Source organism: Robertmurraya korlensis NBRC 107688, from assembly GCF_001591645.1.
Classification (GTDB): domain Bacteria; phylum Bacillota; class Bacilli; order Bacillales; family Cytobacillaceae; genus Robertmurraya_A.
On record NZ_BCVH01000021.1, the window covers coordinates 40,207 to 65,898 of the forward strand.

21 protein-coding genes and 1 pseudogene are annotated in these 25,692 nt (G+C 38.9%); all 22 read right to left on the reverse strand.

Going from position 1 to position 25,692, the window contains the following annotated elements:
* Positions 1 to 21: 21 nt before the first annotated feature.
* Complete coding sequence (gene mutL, locus BKO01S_RS19645; protein ID WP_066058398.1) at positions 22 to 1,875, reverse strand: DNA mismatch repair endonuclease MutL; 1,854 nt, start codon at positions 1,873 to 1,875, stop codon at positions 22 to 24.
* Positions 1,876 to 1,896: 21 nt separating this feature from the next.
* On the reverse strand, positions 1,897 to 4,491 hold the full coding sequence (gene mutS, locus BKO01S_RS19650) for a DNA mismatch repair protein MutS (RefSeq protein WP_066058401.1): 2,595 nt from the start codon (positions 4,489 to 4,491) through the stop codon (positions 1,897 to 1,899).
* Between the two features lie 137 nt (positions 4,492 to 4,628).
* Positions 4,629 to 5,168 carry an outer spore coat protein CotE gene (locus BKO01S_RS19655; RefSeq protein ID WP_066058406.1) on the reverse strand — a complete coding sequence of 180 codons (540 nt, stop codon included), beginning with the start codon at positions 5,166 to 5,168 and terminating at the stop codon, positions 4,629 to 4,631.
* A gap of 571 nt (positions 5,169 to 5,739) precedes the next feature.
* Positions 5,740 to 6,174 carry a YlbF/YmcA family competence regulator gene (locus BKO01S_RS19660; protein ID WP_066058409.1) on the reverse strand — a complete coding sequence of 145 codons (435 nt, stop codon included), beginning with the start codon at positions 6,172 to 6,174 and terminating at the stop codon, positions 5,740 to 5,742.
* On the reverse strand, positions 6,175 to 7,722 hold the full coding sequence (gene miaB / locus BKO01S_RS19665) for a tRNA (N6-isopentenyl adenosine(37)-C2)-methylthiotransferase MiaB (protein ID WP_066058412.1): 1,548 nt from the start codon (positions 7,720 to 7,722) through the stop codon (positions 6,175 to 6,177).
* A 294-nt stretch (positions 7,723 to 8,016) separates the two neighbouring features.
* The gene (locus BKO01S_RS19670; protein ID WP_066058414.1) at positions 8,017 to 8,883 is read right to left on the reverse strand and encodes a 2-oxoacid:ferredoxin oxidoreductase subunit beta; all 867 of its coding nucleotides are present in this window, start codon (positions 8,881 to 8,883) and stop codon (positions 8,017 to 8,019) included.
* A gap of 3 nt (positions 8,884 to 8,886) precedes the next feature.
* On the reverse strand, positions 8,887 to 10,623 hold the full coding sequence (locus BKO01S_RS19675; RefSeq protein WP_066058418.1) for a 2-oxoacid:acceptor oxidoreductase subunit alpha: 1,737 nt from the start codon (positions 10,621 to 10,623) through the stop codon (positions 8,887 to 8,889).
* Positions 10,624 to 10,926: 303 nt separating this feature from the next.
* Entirely contained in the window at positions 10,927 to 11,853 is a 927-nt protein-coding gene (locus tag BKO01S_RS19680; RefSeq protein WP_084362154.1) for a dipeptidase, read from the reverse strand.
* A 103-nt stretch (positions 11,854 to 11,956) separates the two neighbouring features.
* Positions 11,957 to 12,217, reverse strand: coding sequence for a stage V sporulation protein SpoVS (spoVS, locus tag BKO01S_RS19685; RefSeq protein WP_029281188.1), 261 nt, complete (start codon positions 12,215 to 12,217; stop codon positions 11,957 to 11,959).
* A gap of 162 nt (positions 12,218 to 12,379) precedes the next feature.
* Positions 12,380 to 13,177 carry a 2',3'-cyclic-nucleotide 2'-phosphodiesterase gene (gene ymdB, locus BKO01S_RS19690; RefSeq protein WP_066058422.1) on the reverse strand — a complete coding sequence of 266 codons (798 nt, stop codon included), beginning with the start codon at positions 13,175 to 13,177 and terminating at the stop codon, positions 12,380 to 12,382.
* 83 nt (positions 13,178 to 13,260) lie between these two features.
* The gene (gene rny, locus BKO01S_RS19695; RefSeq protein WP_066058425.1) at positions 13,261 to 14,823 is read right to left on the reverse strand and encodes a ribonuclease Y; all 1,563 of its coding nucleotides are present in this window, start codon (positions 14,821 to 14,823) and stop codon (positions 13,261 to 13,263) included.
* 341 nt (positions 14,824 to 15,164) lie between these two features.
* Positions 15,165 to 16,214, reverse strand: coding sequence for a recombinase RecA (recA, locus tag BKO01S_RS19700; RefSeq protein WP_084362155.1), 1,050 nt, complete (start codon positions 16,212 to 16,214; stop codon positions 15,165 to 15,167).
* A 273-nt stretch (positions 16,215 to 16,487) separates the two neighbouring features.
* Positions 16,488 to 17,726: a competence/damage-inducible protein A gene (locus BKO01S_RS19705; RefSeq protein WP_066058429.1), complete on the reverse strand. Its 1,239-nt coding sequence runs from the start codon at positions 17,724 to 17,726 to the stop codon at positions 16,488 to 16,490.
* 23 nt (positions 17,727 to 17,749) lie between these two features.
* Positions 17,750 to 18,328: a CDP-diacylglycerol--glycerol-3-phosphate 3-phosphatidyltransferase gene (gene pgsA, locus BKO01S_RS19710; protein ID WP_066058432.1), complete on the reverse strand. Its 579-nt coding sequence runs from the start codon at positions 18,326 to 18,328 to the stop codon at positions 17,750 to 17,752.
* A gap of 117 nt (positions 18,329 to 18,445) precedes the next feature.
* The gene (locus tag BKO01S_RS19715) at positions 18,446 to 19,363 is read right to left on the reverse strand and encodes a RodZ domain-containing protein (protein WP_066058436.1); all 918 of its coding nucleotides are present in this window, start codon (positions 19,361 to 19,363) and stop codon (positions 18,446 to 18,448) included.
* 71 nt (positions 19,364 to 19,434) lie between these two features.
* Positions 19,435 to 20,223, reverse strand: coding sequence for a DUF3388 domain-containing protein (locus BKO01S_RS19720; RefSeq protein WP_066058459.1), 789 nt, complete (start codon positions 20,221 to 20,223; stop codon positions 19,435 to 19,437).
* Between the two features lie 199 nt (positions 20,224 to 20,422).
* Positions 20,423 to 20,680, reverse strand: coding sequence for a DUF3243 domain-containing protein (locus BKO01S_RS19725; protein WP_066058439.1), 258 nt, complete (start codon positions 20,678 to 20,680; stop codon positions 20,423 to 20,425).
* Positions 20,681 to 20,768: 88 nt separating this feature from the next.
* A complete protein-coding gene (ymfI, locus tag BKO01S_RS19730) occupies positions 20,769 to 21,491 on the reverse strand; it encodes an elongation factor P 5-aminopentanone reductase (RefSeq protein ID WP_066058440.1) in 723 nt (240 codons plus the stop codon).
* 55 nt (positions 21,492 to 21,546) lie between these two features.
* Positions 21,547 to 22,833, reverse strand: a complete 1,287-nt coding sequence (gene yfmH, locus BKO01S_RS19735) for an EF-P 5-aminopentanol modification-associated protein YfmH (protein WP_066058441.1) — start codon at positions 22,831 to 22,833, stop codon at positions 21,547 to 21,549.
* Positions 22,833 to 24,110: an EF-P 5-aminopentanol modification-associated protein YfmF gene (gene yfmF / locus BKO01S_RS19740; RefSeq protein ID WP_066058444.1), complete on the reverse strand. Its 1,278-nt coding sequence runs from the start codon at positions 24,108 to 24,110 to the stop codon at positions 22,833 to 22,835. The genes yfmH and yfmF overlap by 1 nt, the downstream gene beginning before the upstream one ends.
* 155 nt (positions 24,111 to 24,265) lie before the next feature.
* Positions 24,266 to 25,351 carry a GGDEF domain-containing protein gene (locus BKO01S_RS19745; RefSeq protein ID WP_066058447.1) on the reverse strand — a complete coding sequence of 362 codons (1,086 nt, stop codon included), beginning with the start codon at positions 25,349 to 25,351 and terminating at the stop codon, positions 24,266 to 24,268.
* A gap of 166 nt (positions 25,352 to 25,517) precedes the next feature.
* Positions 25,518 to 25,692, reverse strand: a pseudogene (locus BKO01S_RS24490) (transposase); the annotation flags it as partial.

A 25,692-nucleotide genomic window follows, 5' to 3' on the forward strand; every position in this document is an offset into this window, starting at 1 on the left:
ATTCTTTATAGAATCCAGTTCTCACATTACACGTTTAAACATTTTTTCCATTTCATAGGTAGAATAATGAATAATAATCGGTCTTCCATGCGGACAGGTAAAAGGGTCAGAAGTTGATCGTAGTTTATCTAACAGTGCCTGAATTTCATCCTGTCGCAAATGATGGTTCGCTTTAATGGAGGCCTTACAGCTCATCATTATCGCTGCTTCTTCACGCAGCTTATGAATATCCACCTTTTTCATTAAAAGAAGCTGTTCAATCATTTCCTCCATAAGCTCCTTCTCTTCTCCTTTAGGGAGCCACTGTGGATGTGAACGAAGAATAAAGCTGTTATGGCCAAACGGCTCTAAAAACACACCAACCCTCTCCAGCTCATGTTGATGTTCCATAATCTTTAGTGCCTCATCCGTAGAATACTCTAACGTAATTGGGACGAGTAGCTCTTGAAGCTCACTCTGAACCTCTCCCACTTTTTCACGGAAATACTCATATTTGATTCTTTCCTGGGCCGCATGCTGATCAATGATATAAAGCCCTTTTTCATTTTGAGCAAGAATATATGTCCCATGCATTTGACCGATTGGATAAAATGGAGGAATTCTAGTTTTTGTTTCTTCCTGTATCCTATTAGCTTCTATCGTCGTGTTACATTCAGGAATAGGTTTAGTAAACGTAGAGACAACCGGTTGTTCCTCTTTAACCATAGAAACAGGGCTTGGAATATGTTCAACTCTTTCATTTCTAATAATAGTTTTTCTTGCATCAGTCTCTTCCAAAACGCTTCGCTCAACAGGCATCTCTTTTTCCACCACGTGATCAAGTTCGAAAAATGTTTGCTCCGATTGGGGTTTTTCTTTTCTCTCCTGTTGAACAAATCCTGCAGGAATAAGCTCCTGACCTTTAAATACCTTTTTAATCTCGTCTGTGATTAGCTGGTTTAACTCTTGTTCCTTACTCAGACGTACCTCCATCTTAGATGGATGCACATTGACATCTACTAAAATGGGATCCATCTCTACTGACAATAGCACAATCGGATAACGGCCTATCGGTAATAACGTATGATAGCCTTCCTGCACTGCTTTTACGAGAGGATAGTTTTTTATAAATCTCCCATTAATCATGGTAGAAATATAGTTCCTAGACGCTCTCGTAATCTCAGGTAAAGCGATCCAACCTGATACTTTATAATCAAGTGAAGTAGCTGTAATAGGAACCATTCTCTTCACGATGTTTATTCCATAAATGGCAGCTAATACTTGACGAACATCACCATTACCATTTGTGTGAAGAAGCTTTCGATCATTATGCATTAGCCGAAATGAAACTTCAGGATGACTGAGCGCAAGACGGTTCATGATATCGGTTATATTCCCGAGCTCCGTATGAACCGTCTTCAAATATTTTAGGCGGGCAGGTGTGTTAAAAAAAAGGTCTGTAACAATAATATCGGTTCCTTTACGGGCAGCAGCTGCTTCATGAACCTGCAAAACTCCCCCCTCAAACACGACTCTTGTTCCCACCTCACCCGTTGATGTCTTCATTTCAAAACGACTTACCGAAGCAATACTGGGCAATGCTTCACCACGAAAACCAAGCGTTCGAATCCGAAATAAATCATCATCGTTTTTTATTTTACTAGTTGCGTGACGTTGGAACGCCATTAGTACATCGTCTTCGGAAATGCCATCACCATTATCAAGAATACGGATTTTACCTAGTCCCGCTTCCTCAACCTCCACCTCAATAACAGTGCTACCTGCATCAATTGCATTTTCAACAAGCTCTTTCACTACAGATGCAGGTCGTTCCACTACTTCTCCGGCTGCAATTTTATTCGATAGTCGATCATCTAATTGAATGATTTTCCCCATCGTCTCACCTCCCTGAGATGTTTAGCTTTTTGCCTGTTTATGAAGCTCAAAAAGTACATTAAAAGCCTGCATAGGGGTCATTTCTAATATATTTAATGATTTCAATAATTCTAGTGTCTTCTTCTCCTTCGATGAAAGAGTTACTTTCGCTTCAACCTTTGGAGAATCAAAGAATGACAGCTGAGCATCTTCTGATACCTTGTCTGCTACTACCTTCTTTTCTTCTTTGACAGGCTTGTTGTCACCTGACTCTAATGTTTTTAATATCTCATTCGCACGAGCAATTAGTTCCTTTGGTAGCTCCGCTAATTCAGCCACATGAATTCCGTAGCTTTTATCAGCCGCTCCCTCTTTAATCTTATGAAGAAACACTACTTTTCCATTTTGCTCGATCGCACTTACATGGACGTTCTTTAACATAGGGAGCTGATCTTCAAGAACGGTTAATTCATGATAATGAGTGGAGAATAATGTTTTGGCTTCAATTCGTTCATGAATATATTCAATGATCGATTGGGCTAACGCCATTCCATCGTAAGTCGAGGTTCCTCGTCCAATTTCATCAAATAAAATTAAGCTGTTTTTAGTTGCGTTAACGATGGCATTTTTCGCTTCAAGCATTTCTACCATAAACGTACTTTGACCAGAAATAAGATCATCCGCTGCTCCGATTCTTGTAAAAACTTGATCAAAGATTGGGAGTTGCGCTTCGTCAGCTGGAACATAACAGCCAATTTGTGCAAGAATTGAAGTGAGCGCAATTTGTCTCATATACGTACTTTTCCCTGACATATTTGGACCAGTGATTAATAGTACTTCCCGCTCTCCACCCATATTGCAGTCGTTTGGTACGTACTCCTGTGCATTCATGACCTTTTCAACGACTGGATGACGACCATTTTTAATGGCTAATTGTCTATCAGTGGTAAAGCTTGGCTTTGTGTAATGACGCGCTTCACTTATTTCAGCAAAGCACTGTAATACATCGAGCTCACTAACAACCTTAGCCAATCTTTGAATATGCGGAATATATTCCTTTACATACTCACGAATCGTTGTAAAGAGCTCATACTCAAGCTCTGTGCTTTTTTCTTCCGCTTCTAAAATCAAAGTCTCTTTCTCTTTTAAATCAGGGGTAATAAACCGTTCAGCATTTGCGAGTGTTTGCTTTCTTTCGTACTGACCTTCCTTTAATAAGGGAAGATTCGCCCGAGTCACTTCAATATAATATCCAAACACACGGTTATACCCAATCTTAAGTGATTTGATTCCCGTCTTTTCACGTTCTTCTTTTTCCAATTCAGCAATCCACTGCTTGCCATTACGGCTCGCATAACGATAACGATCAAGTTCTTCATTGTACCCGTCGGAAATGATATTCCCCTCTTTAATAGAAAGAGGGGGATTGTCAACGATCGCTCTTTCTAGTAAATCAGTTATTTCTTCGCATGGTTCGAGCTTGTCTGCTAGACGCTTCGTTGCTTCGTTTGGTAATTGATCCACCATGCTTTTTAATAACGGGATTTGAAGAAGTGATTTTTTTAACTGGATAAGATCTCTTGCATTTACATTTCCAAACGCAATTCGTCCGGCAAGACGCTCTAAGTCGTACACTTCCGTTAACTTTTCACGGATTTCTTGACGCTCAAAATAGTTGCTAAAGAGCGTATCTACTATGGAATGTCGAAGCTCAATTTGGCTTTGGTCAATAAGGGGACGATCCACCCATGACTTAAGCATTCTGCTTCCCATTGCTGTTTTTGTTTCATCAAGTAGCCAAAGGAGTGAACCCTTTTTCCCCTTGGAGCGGATTGTTTCTGTTAACTCTAGATTTCGCTTCGAGTAGTAATCTATTTTCATATATTGATCAACTGTATAAAAACGAACGGCCTGTAGATGATCAAGGGATCTCTTTTGCGTTCGATAGAGATAATTAAATAATCTTGCGGTCGTCTGCTTAAGCTCATCATTCGTTAAGTGCGCTAAAAGATTCTCGAATGAAGAATACGTTTGAATATCTTCTTCTACCGAAATAGTCACTTGACCTCGTTCACGAATTTTCTTTTGAAGCTCGTCCGAATGTGAGGCAGATACCACCACTTCACGAGCACCTGATGTAGCCAGTTCATTTAGAACTTCATCCATGCTTTTGGTTGTGGTTACCTGTGATTCCCCAGTCGTTAAATCGCTCACAGCAAACCCATACTGGTCGTCGGTAAACTTTGATATTGAGGCTAAGTAATTGTTTTCTCTTTCGCTTAGTCCCCTTCCCTCCATCATCGTTCCGGGAGTGATTAACTGAACTACCTCTCTTCTAACGACACCTTTTGCTTGCTTTGGATCCTCCGTTTGCTCACAAATAGCTACTTTAAATCCTTTTTCAATCAACTGTTCAATATATTGAGGAGCGGCGTGGTAAGGGACCCCACACATAGGGATACGGTCCTCAGACCCTCCCTCTCTGCTAGTTAGTGTAATTTCTAATACTTGTGAAGCCTTGACGGCATCATCAAAAAACATCTCGTAAAAATCCCCAAGACGAAAAAATAAAAAGGCATCCTGATACTCTGCCTTTACCTTTAAATATTGCTGTATCATCGGCGTATATGTAGCCATACAATCCTCCAAAACCCTAATTCTTTCTGAACTCTGATCATTATTATAACATAAAGAGTAAGGCGAAAGGATTTTTGAAAGCTGTAAATATAAGCCACAAAGAAAAAACTAGGAAGTAAAACCTTCCTAGTTCGCCATTATTCTTCTTCGTCACAGATTAGGAAATCTGGATTTAAATCTTCAAACTCTTCGTCTTCAACATCTAATCCCCAGTCGTCATCGCAGTCACAATTATCGTAAACAGCTACACAAACAATTGTTTCCCCAATTACTTCTACAAGAAACTCTCTTTCCACGTGTACGATAATTTTGTTACCGTTTGGTGAAATAACAGCTTCCACGCAGTTTGGCTGCTGTACGACACGAGCAATCACATCATTGTCATCTTGACAATCAGGATCACGGTACTTTAACTTAATGACGTCACAATAGTCAACTCTTTCAGTTACTACTTCAGTTCTTGTATTATCATTAAAGGAGTACCATACGTTAATGTCATAGTAGCCATGAATCTCGACTTTTTTTCCAACCTTTTTAGCTTCATACGTGTGGTTGATAATCCAGCAACCAAGGATGCTAGTCGGTTGGTGATCTGGGCAAATCGTATCGTTAGACTGTGTAAACTTACGTCCTTTCGCTACGACCGCTTTTGTAATAATCTCTCTGTAATCTGCCATTGCGAGCGAACCCTCCTCATTCATTTTCACTTCATCCTATGCGGGACATTAGACTAGTGTGATTATATTTTTCATGTTTGTATTTTCTTCGGCATTCGGTGGCGGATATAGTGCATTCTATGCGAATACCTAGAAAAGGTGAGAATTTAAATAAGAGGGCTGGGTAATTCTATAGAATTTTGTATTGGTCGCGGGATATGTGATGGTGGGTGTGCTTGGTTATTTGTTGGACGGTTTTTTTACTGATTTTGATCTTCATTGCGTTGATGAACTTCATTTTGTTTGGATTCTTTAACGGTTTTGATCTTCATAGGCTCGATGAACTTCATTTTGATTAGATTCACCACCAATTCCTTCACACACTGATGAAAGACGTTGCGGATACTTTCACTCTTAGTTTTGTTCTTCATAAGCCCAATGAAGGACGTTATAACGGGATTTCCGAGCTATTTCGGTCTTCATAACTCCGATGAACACCATTTCAACCTATTCCGGTCTTCACTCCCCTACAATACCGAGCCACATAAAAAAGACCCTCGTTTCTCGAACGAGGGTCTTCCTATTCTTCAGCTTAATGATGAGAACAGCTTTGGTTCTTATTATTAACCTCTGCACCAGTTTCTCCACTTAGTACATTTCCACCAGTTGATAATATAACCTCATCTGTTACTTTGTTGGAGATGGTATTAGCCACTAATTGCAGTAGTTCATTGACATCTATTTGTGATTGCTTGAATTCCTGTACCACAGGGATAGAATCCAATTCTTTTTCAATAGAAGCAATTTTATCCTCTGTTTTCTTTAGAGCTTCAGCCTTTCCGTAATGCTGTAAATTAACGGCTTGTTTTTGTAGCCCTTTAATTTGAGAAATAAGAGAGCTTACTTTTTCATTGCTATGAATCTGCGCTTCTGCTTTCTTGAAGAAATCTACTTCTTCCGTACTTGCAATCATCGATGCTAGATCTTTTGCACGTGCAATAATATCATCTTTTGTGTACTTTGCCATTTATTTCACCTCTACCGCTTCAGTTTCTTCCACCATTTCCCCGTTTAATGACCATGTTTTTGCTTCTGTAATTTTTACTTTTACAAGCTTACCAATCGCTGTTTTTGGTCCAACAAAGTTAACAAGCTTACTTTTTCGTGTGTAGCCAGCCAGTACATCAGGGTTGTTTTTACTTTCCCCTTCAACTAATACTTCGACTACTTCCCCTTGAAACTTCTTCATTGCTTCAGCAGACATTTCATTCACCAAAGCATTTAAACGTTGTAAACGTTCCTTCTTGACTTCCATTGGAACGTTATCCTGCATTTTAGCCGCTGGTGTGCCTTCACGCGGAGAGTAGATGAATGTAAAAGCAGACTCGTATCCTACTTCACGGTATAAAGAAAGCGTTTCTTCAAACTGTTCATCTGTTTCATTCGGATATCCAACGATGATATCTGTCGTGAAAGAAGCATTGGGAATTGCAGCTTTTATTTTACGAACAAGCTCTAAATATTGTTCTCTTGTGTATTTACGAGCCATGATTTTTAGTACTTCCGTAGAACCTGATTGAACTGGAAGGTGAATATGCTCAACTAGGTTTCCACCCTTAGCAAGTACTTCAATTAAGTGATCATCAAAATCACGTGGATGACTTGTTGTAAAACGAATACGCGGGATATCAATCTTACGGATTTCGTCCATTAAGTCACCTAGACCGTATTTCATGTCTTCAAAGTCTTTTCCGTATGCATTTACGTTTTGACCAAGAAGTGTTATTTCCTGATAGCCTTGTGCTGCTAGCTGGCGAACTTCCTGAATGATGTCCTCCGGACGTCGGCTACGCTCTTTTCCACGAGTAAATGGAACAATACAATACGTACAGAACTTATCACAGCCATACATAATGTTGACCCATGCCTTGATATTTCCACGGCGGATCTTTGGAAGGTTCTCAATTACGTCACCTTCTTTAGACCATACTTCAATGACCATTTCCTTAGACATGTAAGCTTCGTGAAGAATGTTTGGTAAACGGTGAATATTATGTGTTCCAAAAATCATATCCACTTGATGATATGTTTTTAGGATTTTATTAACCACTGATTCTTCTTGAGACATACAACCACAAACCCCGATTAATACATCTGGGTTTTGTTGCTTTAGATGCTTCAGATGACCTAACTCTCCAAACACCTTGTTTTCAGCATTCTCACGAATCGCACAAGTATTTAATAGAATAACATTTGCATCATCAACAGAATCCGTTGGCTCATATCCTAGACCCATAAAAATCCCAGCCATAACTTCCGTATCGTGTTCATTCATTTGACATCCATACGTACGAATATAGAACTTACGACCTTGTCCCATCCCTCTAAATTCTTCAGGAAGTGAGAAATCCTTATGATATTTTACTTCTTCTTTCCCACGCTTTTTCGCATCTTTTAATGATGGTGGTGTATAAACCGTTTCAAAGAATTTGCTGTAATCCTTGTCGGATTTTTTGTCCGAAGAATTACCTACCTGCACTGCTTGTTGACTTTCTAATCGTTGCTTTTCATTCATGAATGTTTCTCCTTTCACTTCGAAGATAAAGCATGTTAAAAATACAACCACACGAAAATATTATTTTCGTATAGTTAGTTAGATATAGTAGAATGAATCACATTAATTAAGTATAAATGGTAGAACAACTGAACACAATACAAAAAACCTAACCAATCGTTAGCGGTTACATTCATTCCAGCAACTAATTTTACCTATTACTCCTTTAATTGAAAGTGATAGTTATCACAATTCAACAGAAAGATACTCATAGAGAAACCCCGAGAAGTTCTCGGGGTTCTTGTTCGTTATGTCTTACATAAACTCGGAAACTAATTTATTAAAATGAGCCTCATCTAATTGTAAATCATGCTGTGATAGAGGTGTTTCAGAGTATCCAGTAATTAGTTCCTGGTATGATTTACGTTCTGTATCTTGATAAATCAAGCCTGTTACTAATCCGTTATTCTTCATTAGAGTTTGCATAGCCATTTCACGGTTAGACGAATCATAGTCTTCCACATCCGCAAGCTTTGTTAGGTTTTCCTTAAACCAGTCGTATGTGTTGATTTTATTATATGTTACACATGGACTGAACACATTGATTAACGAGAAACCTTTATGCTTAATACCAGCCTCAATAAGGGATGTTAAGTCCTTTAAGTCTGTAGAAAAGCTTTGTGCTACAAATGTTGCACCAGCTGTTAACGCCATTTCCATAGGAGAAATTGGCTGTTCAATTGATCCTTGTGGCGTAGACTTCGTTTTGAAGCCTGCTGCCGATCTTGGGGATGTTTGTCCCTTTGTTAAACCGTAAATTTGGTTATCCATTACGATGTATGTGATATCGATGTTTCGGCGGATAGAGTGAATCGTATGACCCATTCCAATCGCAAAACCATCTCCATCTCCACCAGATGCAATAACAGTCAAATCACGATTTGCCATTTTTACCCCTTGAGCAATCGGTAAAGAACGTCCATGAATGGTATGGAATCCGTAAGAGTTAATATATCCAGAAATACGCCCAGAGCAACCGATACCAGAAATAACTGCTAAGTTATCTGGCTCTAACCCTACATTCGCAGCTGCACGTTGAATTGCCGCTTGAACAGAGAAATCGCCGCAACCTGGACACCAGTTAGGCTTCACGTTATTTCGAAAATCTTTAAACGTCGCCATAATTTAGAACAACTCCTTGATCTTTGAATGGATTTCATGTGGTAGGAATGGATTTCCGTCATACTTTAAATGCTTTACTACTTTCTCAGCGTGCCCTACATTCATCTTTAGAATGTTTGCTAACTGTCCAGTTGCGTTGTTTTCCACAACTACAACCTTTTTAGCCGCTTTGACTAGTGGAAGCATTTCATTAGTTGGGAACGGATGAATCAAACGTACATGCGCATGATTCACTTTCACTCCATCCTTCTCAAGGCGTGTCATTGCTTCTTCAATCGCTCCTCTAGTTGAGTTAAAACCTACAACTAGTACATCCGCATCCTCATGTGGAGCTTGAACGTGAATTGGCGTATTAAATTTAATGTTCTCAACTTTACGGAAGCGCTTATCCATTTGCGCATTACGGTTAGCAGCTGATTCCGACGGCTTACCTGTTTCATCATGTTCCACACCTGTTACGTGGTGAATTCCACCCTTCACACCAGGAATGACACGAGGAGAGATGCCATCTTCAGTCACTTCGTAACGCTTAAAGTATTCTTTTGAATCCGATTCTGATTCTGGTAGTTCAGTTACAAGTTTTCCGCGTCGAATTTCTACCTTACTAAAGTCTAAAGGCTCAACTGTTTGCTTTCCTAAAGATAGCTGAAGGTCAGATAAGACGATAACAGGCACTTGATACTCTTCAGCAAGGTTAAATGCCTCAGCAGTATCGTAAAATGCTTCTTGCACAGTACTTGGAGCCATAACGATCTTTGGAATTTCACCGTGAGTACCGTAAATCATAGCCATTAAATCGGATTGTTCTTGTTTTGTTGGTAGACCTGTAGATGGACCCCCACGCTGTGTATCAACAATAACAATTGGTGTTTCGGTAATTCCTGAAAGACCTATTGCTTCCATTTTCAATGATAGACCAGGACCTGCAGAAGCAGTAATTGCACGAACACCTGCATAGTTTGCACCGATCGCCATTGTACATGCTGCAATTTCATCTTCTGTTTGAATAACTGTTCCACCAAGAGCAGGTAGCTTCTTAATTAAATACTCCATAATTTCAGAAGCTGGAGTAATTGGGTAAGCTGCCATAAAGCGACATCCACCAGCTAAAGCACCTAGAGCAATTGCATCGTTACCAATCATGAACAGACGTCGGTTTCCATCTGCCTTTTCTAATTGCATTATAGAAGAATTTTGAATTTGTTCCTTCATCGCTGTATAACCAGCTTGAATGGCTTCCATGTTCTTATCAACCACGGACTGTCCTTTACGTCCAAAAATCTCTTGAACTACGGGCTCAAAAACGTTAATATCTAAATCTAGTACTGCACATGTAGCCCCAACAGCCACCATGTTTTTCATTAATGATGTTCCTAATTCAGTTGCAATATCTGTAAATGGAACCGCATACAAAGTTGCATTTGTATCCGTTGGTTTCACAGGATTAAACTTCGCATCTGCAATCATCACACCATTGTCGTGTAGTTCTTTGTAATTTAGGTCAAGCGTTTCCTGATCAAATGCCACCAAGATGTCTAAATCATCTGAAATAGAACGAACCTGTGACGTGCTTACACGGATTTTGTTATTTGTGTGTCCACCTTTAATACGAGATGAAAAGTGGCGGTACCCATATAAATAGTAACCTAAACGATTCAAAGCAATAGAGAAAATTTCCCCAGTACTTTCAATCCCTTCCCCTTGCTGCCCGCCAACTTTCCAAGAAAGTTGATTGATCATGTCTTACACCCCTTTGGATACGTTAAGAAATATGTAAAAACGTTTGATTTAACCATAGTGTAGCACTTTTCCGATTGTAACACGAAGATTTTGACTCTAGTTTTCATAGAGTAAAAATGTGAGAAATGGAAGGGTACTAAACGCTTTCAATTCTAGACCTATGTGAAAAAAAAAGCAACCCTTTACGCCCAAATAATGGCGAAAAAATGAATATTTTTTTATTTTTGCGAAAATAATAGTTTTATCTGTCTTTTTTAGGCTGATCAGTCTAAATAGAAATGAAAACGCTTTATTTCCTCCTCTTTACTTCGGAAATCTTTTTGCCATATTTCCATACAAAAACTTCTCTACCTGTATACTGGAATAATATTTTCCTAGTTCATCTACCAGATTGCTATAGTTTTCTACATGTTCAAGACCAGTGACACAGTGTTCGGTACCATCAAAATCAGAACCAAATCCAACAAAATCCTCTCCTCCCAGGGAACAAACATAATCGAGATGACGTAACACATCCGTAATCGTCGCACTAGTTTTACCAGATAGGAACTGAGTAACAAAGGTTAACCCTATGACTGTTTCTCTTTCTATTAAGGCAACAATCTGTTCATCCCGTAAGTTTCTTGGATGTGGACATAAAGAATATGCATTTGAATGTGAAGCGAATGGATAATCCGCTAGCTCCAATACATCCCAAAATCCTCTTTCAGATAAATGCGATACATCACACCATACTCTATCTTTGTTAAGAGTTGAAACGACTTTTTTTCCAAATCTAGTTAAACCTGCCCCTCTCTCTTCAAGTGCCCCATCTGCCACAGCGTTAGCAAAATTCCATGTCAAACCGACCGAAGAAACTCCAAGACGAAGCAGTGTGTTCAATTTCAGTAAATCTGTTCCGATACAATCGCAACCCTCAAGTGTTAGAATGGCTCCGAACTCTCCATCCTGAAGCTCATTTAAACCACTCTGGGACGTAATCAGCTTGATTTCTTTATATGGTTTGATAATTTTCTCATAGAAAAGGTCAATCATATGCAAAGCAGCATGGAAGGATAGATTAGGGTGAACATTTTCTGGTACATAGATCGCAAAGCATTGTACTTTCACACCACTTTTTTTCATCCCTGAGAGCGTAACCTGTAGCTCCTTTGGATCTAGAAAGCTCGTAAGCTTTGGATTCATAAACATTTTGTATAATACATCACAATGTGCATCAAATATTTTCACGATTCTTATCCCTTCCTTAGTCGTTTATTTAAACATAGACCAATAGTGACAAAAAAAGAACCTGTTTGCAATAAGGTATGCAAACAGGAAAAAAGAAACTCCCTCATCTAGGCTCAATAATTAATTTGATCGCCGTGCGCTCTTCCCCATCAATTAATATGTCTGTAAATGCTGGGATACAAATCAAATCTACTCCGCTAGGTGCTACAAATCCTCGTGCGATGGCTACTGCCTTTACCGCTTGATTTAATGCACCCGCACCTATGGCCTGAATTTCTGCAGCACCTCTTTCGCGCAGAACTCCTGCGAGCGCACCAGCTACAGAATTGGGATTAGATTTTGCTGAAACTTTTAATATTTCCATTCCTAGCTCCTCCTTGTTTAATCCCCCCTGATGTCCTTGTTATTGAACAACTCAGGTATATATGATTCCATTGCTACTATATTCGCGAAAGCTTTAACATATTCCGGCTTGGACAAAAAAGTAAAAAAACACCCGTTATCACACAGGTGTCTTATCTTTTTTCTATGAAAAGAATGGGTGGTCATCATTTATAAGAATGCGGTCAATTTTTTTTGCTTTCCCCGTCTTTTTATCGAGTTCAATATGTACGGCACCGAGCTGATTTTTGTCTGTTTCCGGAACCTCAAAACGCGCTGGCAAATTGGATAGAAAGCGTCTAATTACAATCTCTCTGTCCATACCCAGTATCCCATCATACGGACCAGTCATTCCAACATCTGAAATATAAGCTGTCCCCTGAGGCAATACTCGATTATCAGCTGTTTGTACATGTGTATGTGTACCAACAACGGCTGTCACTCTGCCATCTAAATACCAACCCATTGCAAGCTTCTCACTTGTCGCCTCCGCATGGAAATCTACAAAGATGATTGGTGTTCGTTTGCTGGCTTCTTCAATTAATTCATCTGCTTTTCGGAATGGACAATCATTGGGTTGCATAAAGGTACGCCCCTGCAGACTGATGATTGCTATCTCATCCTGGTTCATCTTCAGGTACACGATTCCCTTCCCAGGGTTATTTTCCGGGAAGTTCGCAGGACGTACCATGTATTTTGCCTCATCAATGAATTCGAAAATATCACGATTATCCCATGTATGGTTTCCTAAAGTTACCGCTTGTGCACCAACCTCTAAAAAGCCACGATATATTTTTTCCGTAATTCCTTTTCCGCCAGCAGCATTTTCACCATTTATTATCGTGATGTGAGGACGGTACTTTTCCTTTAATCTCGGGACGTATTCCTTCACCATATCTCTTCCTGGTGAACCAACTACATCCCCAACAAATAATATGTTCATCTATTTACCCTTCTTTTTCCGTAATTTCTTTTCATTGTATCATATGTAACATTCAAAAATAAAAGCGGTGCAAAAGCACCGCTTTATTTTGCGTATTCAACTGCTCTCGTTTCCCTAATTACCGTTACCTTAATGTGGCCAGGATAATCAAGTTCCTCTTCGATTTTCTTACGAATATCGCGAGCTAAACGATGAGCCTCTAAATCATCTATTTGCTCTGGCTTCACTAGAATACGAACTTCACGTCCAGCCTGGATAGCAAATGACTTTTCCACTCCATCATACGATTCTGAAATCTCCTCAAGCTTTTCTAAGCGTCGGATATAGTTTTCAAGCGTCTCACGTCTTGCACCAGGTCTTGCTGCAGATAGCGCATCTGCTGCGGCAACAAGAACAGCAATAACGGAAGTAGGCTCTGAATCACCATGGTGGGAAGCAATCGAGTTAATAACAACCGGATGCTCCTTGTATTTTGTAGCCAGCTCGACACCGATTTCTACGTGACTTCCTTCCACTTCATGGTCAATCGCTTTTCCAATATCGTGTAGTAAGCCTGCCCGACGAGCAAGTGTTTCATCTTCTCCAAGTTCTGCAGCTAGCAATCCAGCTAACTGAGAAACTTCAGTAGAGTGCTTCAACACATTTTGACCATAGCTCGTACGGAATTTCAATCGTCCGAGAATCTTAATCAAATCTGGATGTAGTCCATGTACTCCAACCTCAAAGGTTGTTTGCTCACCAATTTCACGGATATGTTCATCCACTTCACGGCGTGCCTTATCAACCATTTCTTCGATTCGAGCAGGATGGATACGACCATCTTGAACAAGCTTTTCAAGCGCTAAGCGGGCTGTTTCTCTTCGAATCGGATCAAACCCAGATAAAATAACTGCTTCTGGAGTATCATCAATAATGAGATCAATTCCAGTAAGAGTTTCAAGTGTACGGATGTTTCGACCTTCACGTCCAATGATTCGACCTTTCATCTCATCATTTGGAAGAGTGACTACTGAAACAGTTGTTTCTGCCACGTGGTCAGCCGCACAACGTTGAATAGCTAACGACAATATTTCCTTTGCCTTTTTGTCTGCTTCCTCTTTTGCTCTATTTTCACTCTCTTTTATCATTAAAGCGATGTCATGGGATAACTCCTGTTCCATACGCTCTAAAATGATGGATTTCGCCTCATCACGAGTTAAGCCCGAGATGCGTTCAAGCTCAGCCTGTTGCATTTTTACGATCTCGCCCACTTTGCTTTCCATCTCTTCAATATGCTGTTGTTTTTTGTTAAGAGAATCGTCCCTCTTCTCTAAAAGTGCTTCACGTTTGTCTAACGATTCGTCTTTTCGATCAAGATTTTCCTCTTTTTGAAGTAAGCGGTTTTCCTGCTTTTGCAGCTCGCTTCTACGATCACGAACTTCACGTTCTGCTTCTGTACGAAGCTTATGAATCTCATCCTTTGCCTCAAGCAGAGACTCCTTTTTTAAAGCTTCTGCTTCACGTTTTGCATCCTCTAGAATTTGCTCTGCAGCACCTCTAGCTCCAGCAATTTTTGCTTCAGAAAAAGATTTACGAACAAAATAGCCAACAACTGCACCGACGGGTAAAGCAAGCAAAATGGAGATGATCATTGTAAATAGATCCATCATTTCACCTCCTCTTGCTATTAACTTGTGTTACGTTTTCTAAAATGTCGGCATGTACATTGTTTTGTCAATATACAGCACAAAGGCTTTTACACGTCTTCATTCATCATTAAAAAACATAAAATATACATATTAATTGTAAATGTGTGAATTTTTATTGTCAAGGGTTTGTCCGGCTTGGTTGTAATATTTCGTTTATATTGGTAGATTATGGTGAAGTATGTCAAATCCATTGCTGTTAATGCTTTCATTTTTCGAGCTAACCTTCCATTTTTCGTACAAACATCGTCAACGATGATGTAAAAAACAGCAGACCAAATAGTCTGCTGTAAAAATCTGTATTAATCTACTAAATTAAATTCCTTTTGATCTTCCTCATGGTCTTCTGGAAGAGTCTTTACTCCGTCTAAACCATAATGTTCACGGATCTTATTTTGGATTTCTACTAGTAAATCTTTATTTTCCTTCAGGAACAGCTTTGCATTTTCACGACCTTGACCAAGACGCTCATCATTATAAGAATACCAAGATCCACTCTTTTGTACGATATCAAGTTCTGATCCCATATCAAGAGCTTCTCCCTCTTTCGAAATCCCTTCCCCGTACATAATATCTACTTCAGCTGTACGGAATGGAGGAGCTACTTTATTCTTCACAACTTTAATTTTGGTTTTGTTACCAACCATATCATTGCCTTGCTTTAACGTTTCTGCACGACGAACCTCTAAACGAACAGATGAATAGAATTTAAGCGCACGTCCACCAGGAGTTGTCTCAGGGTTACCAAACATAACTCCAACCTTTTCACGAATCTGGTTAATAAAGATAGCAATTGTTTTAGACTTATTGATGGCACCAGAAAGCTTACGAAGAGCCTGTGACATTAGACGAGCCTGTAGACCAACGTGAGAGTCTCCCATTTCCCCTTCAATCTCAGCCTTTGGAACAAGAGCAGCTACTGAGTCAATGACTAAGATGTCAACTGCACCACTTCGTACCAATGCCTCAGCAATTTCAAGTGCCTGTTCACCCGTGTCAGGCTGTGACAATAGCAATTCGTCAATGTTCACACCCAGCTTTTGTGCATAATCAGGGTCAAGTGCATGCTCCGCATCAATAAATGCTGCTTGTCCACCTGCAGCCTGTACCTCAGCAATTGCATGAAGGGCAACCGTTGTTTTACCAGAACTTTCTGGACCATAAATTTCGACGATACGTCCCTTTGGATAACCACCTATTCCTAATGCAGTATCAAGAGCTAACGATCCACTTTTAGAAGTGGAAATTTGACGATCTGTTTGTTCCCCTAACTTCATGATAGAGCCTTTACCAAATTGCTTTTCTATTTGTTTTAACGCCATTTCAAGGGCTGCTTGACGATCATTTGCCACTACTATTTCCTCCTTATTTAAAACGAATATATCTATCTATTATTCGTTACATGTTCTTATCACTATCTTTACTATACTCGTTTTACTTCTCTTTGTCGAGCGAAAAATCGAACATTCATTCGATTTTTTTCCACTTGAGTTAGATGGCAAATTTCTTTTTTTCGCCTTAACAATTTTGTTTTTTTCACTTACTATCAGACCTGAAAAATCTCATTTTAAATGAAAAACTAATTTTGGTAAAGAAAAAAAAACAGAACACATCGATGTGCTCTGTCAATCTTTCAGACTATTGATTAGCGCGAAGCATCCGTACTTCACACTTCTCACCCGATTCCCTTCTCTTGTACCAGCAAAATCAAACTTATGTACTTTTACAGGGAATCCTTTTTTCGAAATACCAATATACACCGTTCCTACCGGTTTCCCCTCAACCGTACCAGGTCCTGCTACCCCAGTAAAGCTAATACCAATATCAGCATTTAGTAAGGAAGCCACATTTTCTGCTAATTCCTTTGCGCACTCCTCACTAACAGCTCCATTATTTTCGAGCGTTTCCTTTTTAACTCCAAGTACCTTTTCCTTTACCTCATTCGTATAGCAGACGACTCCGCCTTTTAGTACCGCACTCGAACCTGGAATAGCAGTCAGTTCCTGCTGAAACATCCCTCCGGTTAAGCTCTCTGCACAGGCAATCGTTAGCCCTTTGGTTTGAAGCAAGGTAAATAACTCATTCATTAACGAGGTCTCATCATACCCGTAGAAGAACTCTCCGACACGTAAACGAATTTTCTCTTCCGTTTCATTAATAAGTTCATTAGCTACTTCCTTTTTTTTGTGCTTGGCAGTTATGCGTAATGTGACTTCACCATCGCTAGCGAGCGGAGCAATAGTAGGATTAGATTGCGCATCAATCAAATCCTCAATTTTTGTTTCTAGTGCAGCCTCTCCTATCCCAAAGAAGCGCAGCACCCGTGAAACGATTGTCTCAGAGACATCTGGTTCCTTTTGTAATAAAGGCAAGGCATACTGTAAAAACATCGGTTCCATTTCCTTTGGTGGTCCTGGTAATAACATATAACGATGAGTGTTAGAAGTTAAAAGCATTCCAGGAGCCATTCCATTATCATTAGGCAACACAATAGAGTCAGCTAGTACCAGTGCTTGCTTCTTATTATTTTCCGTCATTATACGGTTTGTACGTTCAAAGTATTGTGAGATAGAATTAAGAGCAGCTTGATCAAATTCAAGCTCTTTACCGAGATGTTTGGCAATCGTTTCCTTTGTCAAATCATCCTTTGTCGGACCTAATCCACCTGTAAAAATAATTAAGTTAGATCGTCCTTCTGCAACAGCAATAGCTTGCTGTAAGCGGGTAGGGTTATCACCAACAACTGTATGATAAAATACATTTGTTCCAATGCTGGCTAGTTGTTTGGAAATGAAACGAGCGTTTGTATTAACAATTTGGCCGAGCAGTAGCTCTGATCCAACCGCAATGATCTCAGCATTCATGAATACACTCACCTAACCTCTAATTATTTTGAATTGATAAATGCTTGCTTATTTTTAGCAAAATAATCCCATCCAGACCAAATGGTGAAGAATGTAGCAACCCATAATGCAATGTCGGCAAACGGGAGTGACACAAGCTCAAAAATCGTATTATGTAATAGCAGTGCGGAGATGGCAACTATTTGTGTCCAGGTCTTAATCTTCCCAAGCATATTAGCCGCTACTACTTCTCCGCCTCCAGCTAGGATTGCTCGTAGACCCGTTACCGCAAACTCTCGGCAAATAATGATGATGACTAGCCAAGAAGCAGCAAGTCCAAATTCAACTAAAACAATTAACGCTGCTGACACAAGCAACTTATCTGCTAAAGGATCAAGGAACTTCCCAAGATTGGTTACAAGATTATACTTTCTAGCATAATAACCATCGACCCAATCAGTAGCAGATGCAAAAATAAAAATTAATGCTGCAATAAAGTGAGCAACAGGTAGCTCCGCCCCAATAAACTGCATATCCCCCCAATTAAAAGGATCGTACACAATAACTAAAAATAGTGGAATTAATAAAATTCGTGAGACAGTAATTTTATTAGGCAAATTCATTTTAAAGACCTCCATTTTAACCTAAACAATAGTACATGTAGTATTTACTACATATTCAATAAGACAAGCATACAACAAAATAGAAAAGAAAGCGAAAAAATAGTCACCATACGATGACTATTCGTTCACTGTTGGTACAAAGCGAATTGTGATATCCTGTCTAACTTGATCAGCTGGAGGTGTAGCATACTCTAGCTTTTGATCATTTACATATATCTCTGTGTTTGTTGAATTTCCAATAACCAGAACCGCTTCTTCTTCTTTGGAGTAATCAATTATCTTGTTTTCCTCAGCACCCTTTTTTAAGATCCCTTGCCAAAAAGAGTGTCCCTTGCCATTTAACAAATTCACCCAGGTTTCACCGGTTGAAACAAGCTTTACTTCAAATTTATCTGCATTTTTTAATTCAAAGACCGTTTCTTTCCCTTTAGATTCAGCCACGGTAACCTGTTGTGTAGGAGGTTCAACCTGTGTTGTTTCTTCCTCCGTTACTTCATTCGCACCAGATGTTTGATTATCTTCATCTTCAGTCGATTCCGTTTCTTTATCCGCTCCTGCTTCCTTCTCGGATAAATTGTCTTCATACTGTATTTGTTCACTATCAGTTTTTGCCGGTTCCTCTGCAGTTTCACCGTTTTCCTTTATATTAACTACTAAAAAGTAGGCAAGAGCCACGGCACCGATAATAAAAACACCAATTAGGAGTCTTGGAAGAATGGCAAAAACTTTCGAATTCCCCGGTGCTACATCCTTCCTAGTTTGCACCCTTGAAAGCTTCGTAGGAAAATCCTCGCTATGCGTCGAAGGAATATCTGACTTATATTCGGCAAATAGCTCATCAGGGTCCAGTTGGACAGCTTCTGCATATTGCTTAATAAAAGCACGAACATAAAACGGACCAGGTATAATGCTATAGTTTCCCTCTTCTAATGCTAGTAAATATCGTTTTTGGATTTTGGTTGTGGTTTGTAAATCGTCCAAGCTCAAGCCGAGTGAAAGCCGAGCTTCTTTTAGTTTATTACTTAGTTCTGTCAACTTCTAACACCTTCCAATGCTAATAAAGAGCGTTTTCGCCAATTTTTTATGTACAAACGAAAACAGCACTATTAAAAATCAAATCCCCCAAAATCAGAATCTGAAAACATCGTATTTCTTACAACATCATACTTTATTTCCTCTTCTGGATCGTTTCTAAGCTCAATAAAATAATCAAAATCATCGAGTGTATATTCTGTGTTTTGGACAAAAACGTCCGGATGCTCAACGACTTTGACTGCTGGTAGTCGCATGATTTCTCGAACTAATTGCCAATGTCGTTCATTTGCTCTTCTTGTAGAAACTATTCCATCAATTATAAATAGATTGTTCTCATTATATTCGTCCTCAATTAACTGATTACGAACGGTTTGTTTTAAGAGCGTAGACGAGACAAATAGCCATCTCTTGTTCGCACAAACACTTGAAGCAACTATCGACTCGGTTTTTCCGACACGCGGCATTCCACGGATACCAATGAGTTTATGACCTTCCTGCTTAAATAACTCAGCCATAAAATCAACTAACAAACCTAGTTCATCGCGAACAAATCGAAAGGTCTTTTTATCATCAGCGTCTCTTTGTATGTATCTACCATGCCTTACAGCTAATCGGTCTCTTAGCTTAGGTTCTCTAAGCTTTATGATTTTAATCGTATCCATTGTTTTTAAAATAGATTCAAGTCGCTCGATTTGTTCATAATCCTGTGCTAGAATGAGCAGCCCACGTCTTCCTTCATCCACTCCATTAATGGTTACAATATTAATGGAGAGCATCCCTAATAATGAAGAAATATCTCCTAGCAATCCAGGCCGATTTTTCTGAATTTCATACTCCAAGTACCATTCTGTTTTGTTCATCTTTTCCATAGAATACCTCCAAGGGAAGCGCCATATTTGACCATTTTGGTGCAAATTAATCATCTTCTATCATATATGATTTTCTAGTAAGATGAAAGGAAAAACAGGAACAAGTCGAAACTTGGAGAAATATTTATACGATATGAAAAAAAAAGAGAGGAAGTCTGCCTCTCTTTTTGATTTACCTATTTAAACCATCTTAGCGTGAACCATCATTTTGAACGAGCTTCACCATCATATTAGCAATAGCATGCTGTTCTTCTGTTGTAGCAACAGACCAAAGGTCAGCTAAAATGCGCTCTTGTTCATTTTTCGGATCTATTTGCTTCGCTAAATAGTCTCCGATTTGGTAAGCAAGATCACCAATTACCTGCTTGTTCATTCCTTCATTCTGAGCATGATGCAGGCGATCACCTAAAAAGTCTTTCCATTGCTCCCAATTATCAAGTACAGACATTGTATAACCTCCTTTTTTTTACTACAAACTTATTTTGCTTTGTAAAGGAAGGAATTATTCATTTAGATAACATGAACATTTCATGACACTATGTATACCAACCCCCATTAACCGCAATGGTTTGGCCAGTAATATACCTTGAACCCGAAGAAAGAAGAAAGGAAACAGCCTCAGCAACCTCCTCACTAGACCCTAATCTTCCAACAGGAATTTCCTGCTTGAGCTCCTCAAGCTCTTCATCCGAGAAATTCTCTAACATCGGTGTCTGTATCGCCCCCGGAGCAACCGCATTAACCGTAATTCCACTTAAAGCAACTTCTTTACTTAATGCTTTTACAAACGCGATTTGGGCACCTTTTGCAGCAGAATAAGCTACTTCACAGGCAGCGCCCGTCTGTCCCCAGATAGAGGAGATTACAACAACTTGTCCATTACGTCTCTCCAAAAGCTTAGGAAGCAAATGCTTTGTCAATAAAATTGGTGCTGTAACTTGAAGTTTCATGATTTGCTCAAGATCATCATCTTTCAAGTCAACCAATAACCCATAATGGCTTTGACCACAATTATGTACGATTGCATCCAAGGCAAAAATATTCCCACAAAGTTTCTCAATTCCTTTTTTATCAGTCAGATCTGCTTGTATGGGAATATATTCATGCTTATATTCAGCAAGTTCACTAAGCAGATTTTTCATGCCCTCAATATTCTTATGATAATGTAAGTACAAAGAATAACCATCCTTGGCAAGTTTCCTTGCTAAAGCGGAGCCGATTCCCCCACTAGCCCCTGTAATTAACGCATATTTACTCACTACTTTTCTCCTCATTTCAACAAAAAGGCGCCGATAAACGACGCCTCGTCTTAAATTATTTCGGCACTACTTGACAAACCGCCATTCGATTTTCAGAAATAAAGTTGATAGCGACCTGCTGTATGTCCTCAATCGTAATCGCTTCTAATACAGGGACAACGTCGAATAAATTCATATCATTAAAAGCGTACCTAGTAAATTGATTGGCAATGTATTCTGGTGAATTAACTGCACGCAGGAATGCTCCAATTTTTTTCTTCTTCGTACGCTCCAAGCTCTCTGCCGTAATTTTTCTTGAACTTTTTTCTTCTATTAACATTCTTTTTATTTCTTCAGCTAATTGATCAGGGTTATTTGTGTCCCCACCAATCATTGCAAAGCCAAACCCTTTCTCTTGCGTATAATCAAAAGAGAAGGATTCATCAATAAGTCCATTGCTGTATAGCGTTTCATAATTTTCACTGCTTCTGCCAAACAACAACTCAAGCAACACATTTGTGGTCAATTCTTGTTTAAGCATCTCCTCGCCTTGTTTTTTCGTGTTAGTAGCTTTAACACTAACTAAACATTTAGAGGTATGCACATTCATTGGAAGAACCAATTTTTTTTCAGAAACATCTTCCTTTTCACTTTCGAATTTACGGTCAATTTCTACTTGTGATGGGAACGTCTTCTTAGCCTGGTTATCCTTGATCTGCTCCATGATTTCGTCTACCTGAACGGGACCAACAACAAACAACAGCATATTGCTTGGATGATAGAAGGTATGATAGCATTCATACAACATATCCTTTGTAATCTCAGCTATCGATTCCTTTGTACCAGCGATGTCAATCTTAACAGGGTGATTTTCAAATAGATTTTGGATTGCTCCAAAATATAACCGCCAGTCTGGATTATCATCATACATGTCTATTTCTTGACCAATAATGCCTTTTTCCTTTTCAACAGTCTTTTCCGAGAAATATGGATACTGTACAAAATCAATTAGAGTCTCCAGATTCTTTTCGACATCCGATGTACTTGAAAAAAGATACGCTGTTCTTGTAAACGACGTAAAGGCATTCGCTGATGCCCCTTGACGACTAAATTGCTGAAACACATCCCCATCTTCTTTTTCAAAAAGCTTATGCTCTAAAAAGTGGGCAATTCCGTCAGGAACCTTAACAAGCTCCGTTTTTCCTGCAGGAACAAAATGGTTGTCAATGGATCCATATTTAGTTGTGAAAGTAGCATATGTTTTGTTAAAACCCTTCTTTGGAAGGATGTATACCTCTAAACCATTTTCTAGCTTCTCATGGTAAAGTTCCTCTTGAAGCTGATCAAATGAGATTTTCTCCATTACTTTGTCGCCCCCGTTCCCGTTAAGAAATAGATCGTATCTAGTTGAATTTTATTTGCAACCTGTACGACCTCTTCCTTCGTCACAGTTTCTATTCGCTGCAACCATTCATCCAATTGGATTTCTTGACCTGCGACTACATTATGATAAAGAATTTCAACAATCCCACGTGCCGTGTCAAGCGTTTCAAGCAATTGATTCTTAATTACTGCCTTTGTCTGAATCAAATCGTCTTCAGAAAAATCTCCATCTTTCATAGCTTGCATTTGCTCTTTTATAATCGAAACGGCTTGATCGTAATTACTGTTATCGATACCTGACATGACCATTAGTAAACCTTTATGACTTTCGACCCGACTCGCAGCGTAGTAAGCAAGGCTAGCTTTCTCACGTACATTTATAAATAACTTCGAGTGTGAAAATCCTCCGTACACACCATTAAATACTTGGAGGGCAAAGTAATCTGGATCACCGTAAGTTACATTTGTACGGTAACCAATATTTAACTTCCCTTGCTTAACATCCTGTTCTTCCTTAATCACCTGTTCTTCCACCTGAGCTGGCTGATTCTTCACGACCTCTTGAGGAGTTCTTGATGAAAAGGTAAACCTTTCACTAACTGTTTGTTCTACATCTTGTTCATCTATATCACCGATTACATATAAACTAATCTCATCTTCAGCTAGTGCTTTCTTGTAATAATCGTATAAGTCTTTTCCGGTAATGGAATCCACTTCTGATTCTTTCCCGTGAACATGTAGAGAATACGGTTCCTCTTTACACATCTCTTCAATTAACCGGTTGTTTGAATACTTCATTTTATCATCATAGATGGATTGAATTCTTTGCTTTAAGCTCCGCTTCTCTTTCTCCAATGTTTCTTTATGAAATTCACCATCTCCCACATTTGGATTAGTTAATACTTCTACAAGAAAATCAATGGCTGTTTTAAGAAGTGGGGTAGAATCAGATAGGAACCGTTCATTAGCTACTTCCATTGCGAAGCTAATTGTATGATATTCACCTTTTTTACCTAAATCAATATAAAAAGTTGCCCCATACAATTCATCTAAATACCCTCGAAGCTGTCCAGTTGTAGGGAACTTTTTCGAATTACTTTGAAGAACGTTCGGAAGTAATGCGCGTTTCGTAACATTCTCTTTTTGTAAAGGTGCCTTCATTTTAAAAATAATGGTATTAGTCTTGAATTTATCTGTCTTCACCATATGTAACTTGTAACCGTTTATATCTTTAATTGTTTCAGAAACCACTGCCATATTTCCATCCTCCTTTACATCATGTGCTCGTAAATAGCTTTCCCATCTTGTGATACGGAATGTATTTAGATATACTATACCCTTTTGGACAAAGCGTTTTCAACTTTTGGTAATGAAGGGAAACATATACAAAAAAACCTCCAATACTTGGAGGCCTAAATAAGTGAGGAAATTGGTTGAGCAGGATAGGTATTCCGGTATACCAAACCAGTATCAAATATCGCCTGGTTTTTCCCTTTTTTCTTTGCTTCATACAAGAGGCAATCTGCAAGCGCTAGTAAATCCTCACCCTCTTGATGGTGTATCGAATTAACTACACCAAAACTCATTGTTACATTACTCATACATCTATTAAATGTTAATGTATTCATTTTTTTGTATATATTGGTGAAAAATACGTTCATTTCACTATCACTTAAGGTTGGAAGAATAATTGTAAACTCCTCTCCCCCATAGCGGAAGGCTTCACCTCCAGCTTGATTTGAACACTCTTTAAAAAGTTTGCCAATTTCAGCTAGAACTTCATCACCAGCAATATGGCCATATTGATCATTAATTCTTTTAAAATGATCAATATCCGACATTAATAAAATAAAAGGTTCTTTTTCTTTTTTCTGATTTTTCATTTCTTCTTGAAAGCTACGATGATTATATAAGCCCGTCAAGTAATCGGTAATCATTAGCTCATAATATCTTTCCTTTTGTTTCAAGTGTTTTCTTTCTCGTAAAACCAGCATGGAGCCAAATAAACCAATAATCCATATAAATGCAATGTTTAGGGCAAAGATCGTCAAAATGAGCGCCGATATATGTTGTTCTGTTAACAAAATAATGGTATACCCGATCGTAGCGCTAGATGATGAAATAAATGCTCCTTTTGTGTGCCAATAGATAGTTGCGTGCATGATAATTAAATAGAAGATGGAAAAAAGCGGACTCGTCACCCCGCCCGACAAAACCAGGAGCCAAATAACAGCAATGTAATCAAAAATAATGCCTGCTTTTGTTAATAAATGAAAATAGGGGTTTTGCGGCTTTAGTTTTATAAATGCGATTTGCGTACTAATCATATAGGTAATTCCAATTGCCAAAAGAATTGGGAACGTACGATGTTCTAACTCTAGTAGTTCGGAAAAAAATGGTGAATAAAATAATATGACAGATACAAGAAGAAATATCCAACGTAAGTATGAAAAAACCTTCTCTGTTTCATAATCGTCTAAGTATAATGACAACCTCATATTCAAACCTCTTCTATCGAATGAATTATTCCTATTTTACCATATTTTTGTAGCCTCCAACATCAAAATTATACAAATGTTTGAAAATTTAATAAAAGTTTGTATTCGTCTAAAATAAAAAATCTCCGTAAAACCGGAGATTTCAGATTGTCGACAAAAGCCAGCGAGTTGTCCATCGCATACCATGCTTTTCCTTCGCATCAGCAAAAACACGTTCGATCGTCTCTTTGCTTCTTGCATATATTTGTTTCATTTCATATGTGTGCCGTAATGTTCCGCTTCTTCTATGTAAGCCTTCCAAATATGACGCTGAATGAGAGTTTTTGTGATTCTTACACTGT

Bases quoted from the DNA above. Each gene is read 5' to 3' on its own strand.
- yfmH (WP_066058441.1), bottom strand. From the start codon at position 22,833: ATGGAGAAAATCTCATTTGATCAGCTTCAAGAGGAACTTTACCATGAG.
- BKO01S_RS19655 (WP_066058406.1), bottom strand. From the start codon at position 5,168: ATGGCAGATTACAGAGAGATTATTACAAAAGCGGTCGTAGCGAAAGGA.
- BKO01S_RS19705 (WP_066058429.1), bottom strand. From the start codon at position 17,726: ATGAATGCTGAGATCATTGCGGTTGGATCAGAGCTACTGCTCGGCCAA.
- BKO01S_RS19670 (WP_066058414.1), bottom strand. From the start codon at position 8,883: ATGGCGACGTTTAAAGATTTTCGAAATAACGTGAAGCCTAACTGGTGT.
- yfmF (WP_066058444.1), bottom strand. From the start codon at position 24,110: ATGGCAGTGGTTTCTGAAACAATTAAAGATATAAACGGTTACAAGTTA.
- miaB (WP_066058412.1), bottom strand. From the start codon at position 7,722: ATGAATGAAAAGCAACGATTAGAAAGTCAACAAGCAGTGCAGGTAGGT.
- spoVS (WP_029281188.1), bottom strand. From the start codon at position 12,217: ATGGAAATATTAAAAGTTTCAGCAAAATCTAATCCCAATTCTGTAGCT.
- BKO01S_RS19660 (WP_066058409.1), bottom strand. From the start codon at position 6,174: ATGGCAAAGTACACAAAAGATGATATTATTGCACGTGCAAAAGATCTA.
- rny (WP_066058425.1), bottom strand. From the start codon at position 14,823: ATGGATCTATTTACAATGATCATCTCCATTTTGCTTGCTTTACCCGTC.
- mutL (WP_066058398.1), bottom strand. From the start codon at position 1,875: ATGGGGAAAATCATTCAATTAGATGATCGACTATCGAATAAAATTGCA.
- BKO01S_RS19720 (WP_066058459.1), bottom strand. From the start codon at position 20,223: ATGAACAAAACAGAATGGTACTTGGAGTATGAAATTCAGAAAAATCGG.
- BKO01S_RS19675 (WP_066058418.1), bottom strand. From the start codon at position 10,623: ATGATCAATCAACTTTCTTGGAAAGTTGGCGGGCAGCAAGGGGAAGGG.
- ymdB (WP_066058422.1), bottom strand. From the start codon at position 13,177: ATGAACATATTATTTGTTGGGGATGTAGTTGGTTCACCAGGAAGAGAT.
- pgsA (WP_066058432.1), bottom strand. From the start codon at position 18,328: ATGAATTTGCCTAATAAAATTACTGTCTCACGAATTTTATTAATTCCA.
- mutS (WP_066058401.1), bottom strand. From the start codon at position 4,491: ATGGCTACATATACGCCGATGATACAGCAATATTTAAAGGTAAAGGCA.
- BKO01S_RS19725 (WP_066058439.1), bottom strand. From the start codon at position 20,680: ATGTCTGTACTTGATAATTGGGAGCAATGGAAAGACTTTTTAGGTGAT.
- BKO01S_RS19745 (WP_066058447.1), bottom strand. From the start codon at position 25,351: ATGAGGTTGTCATTATACTTAGACGATTATGAAACAGAGAAGGTTTTT.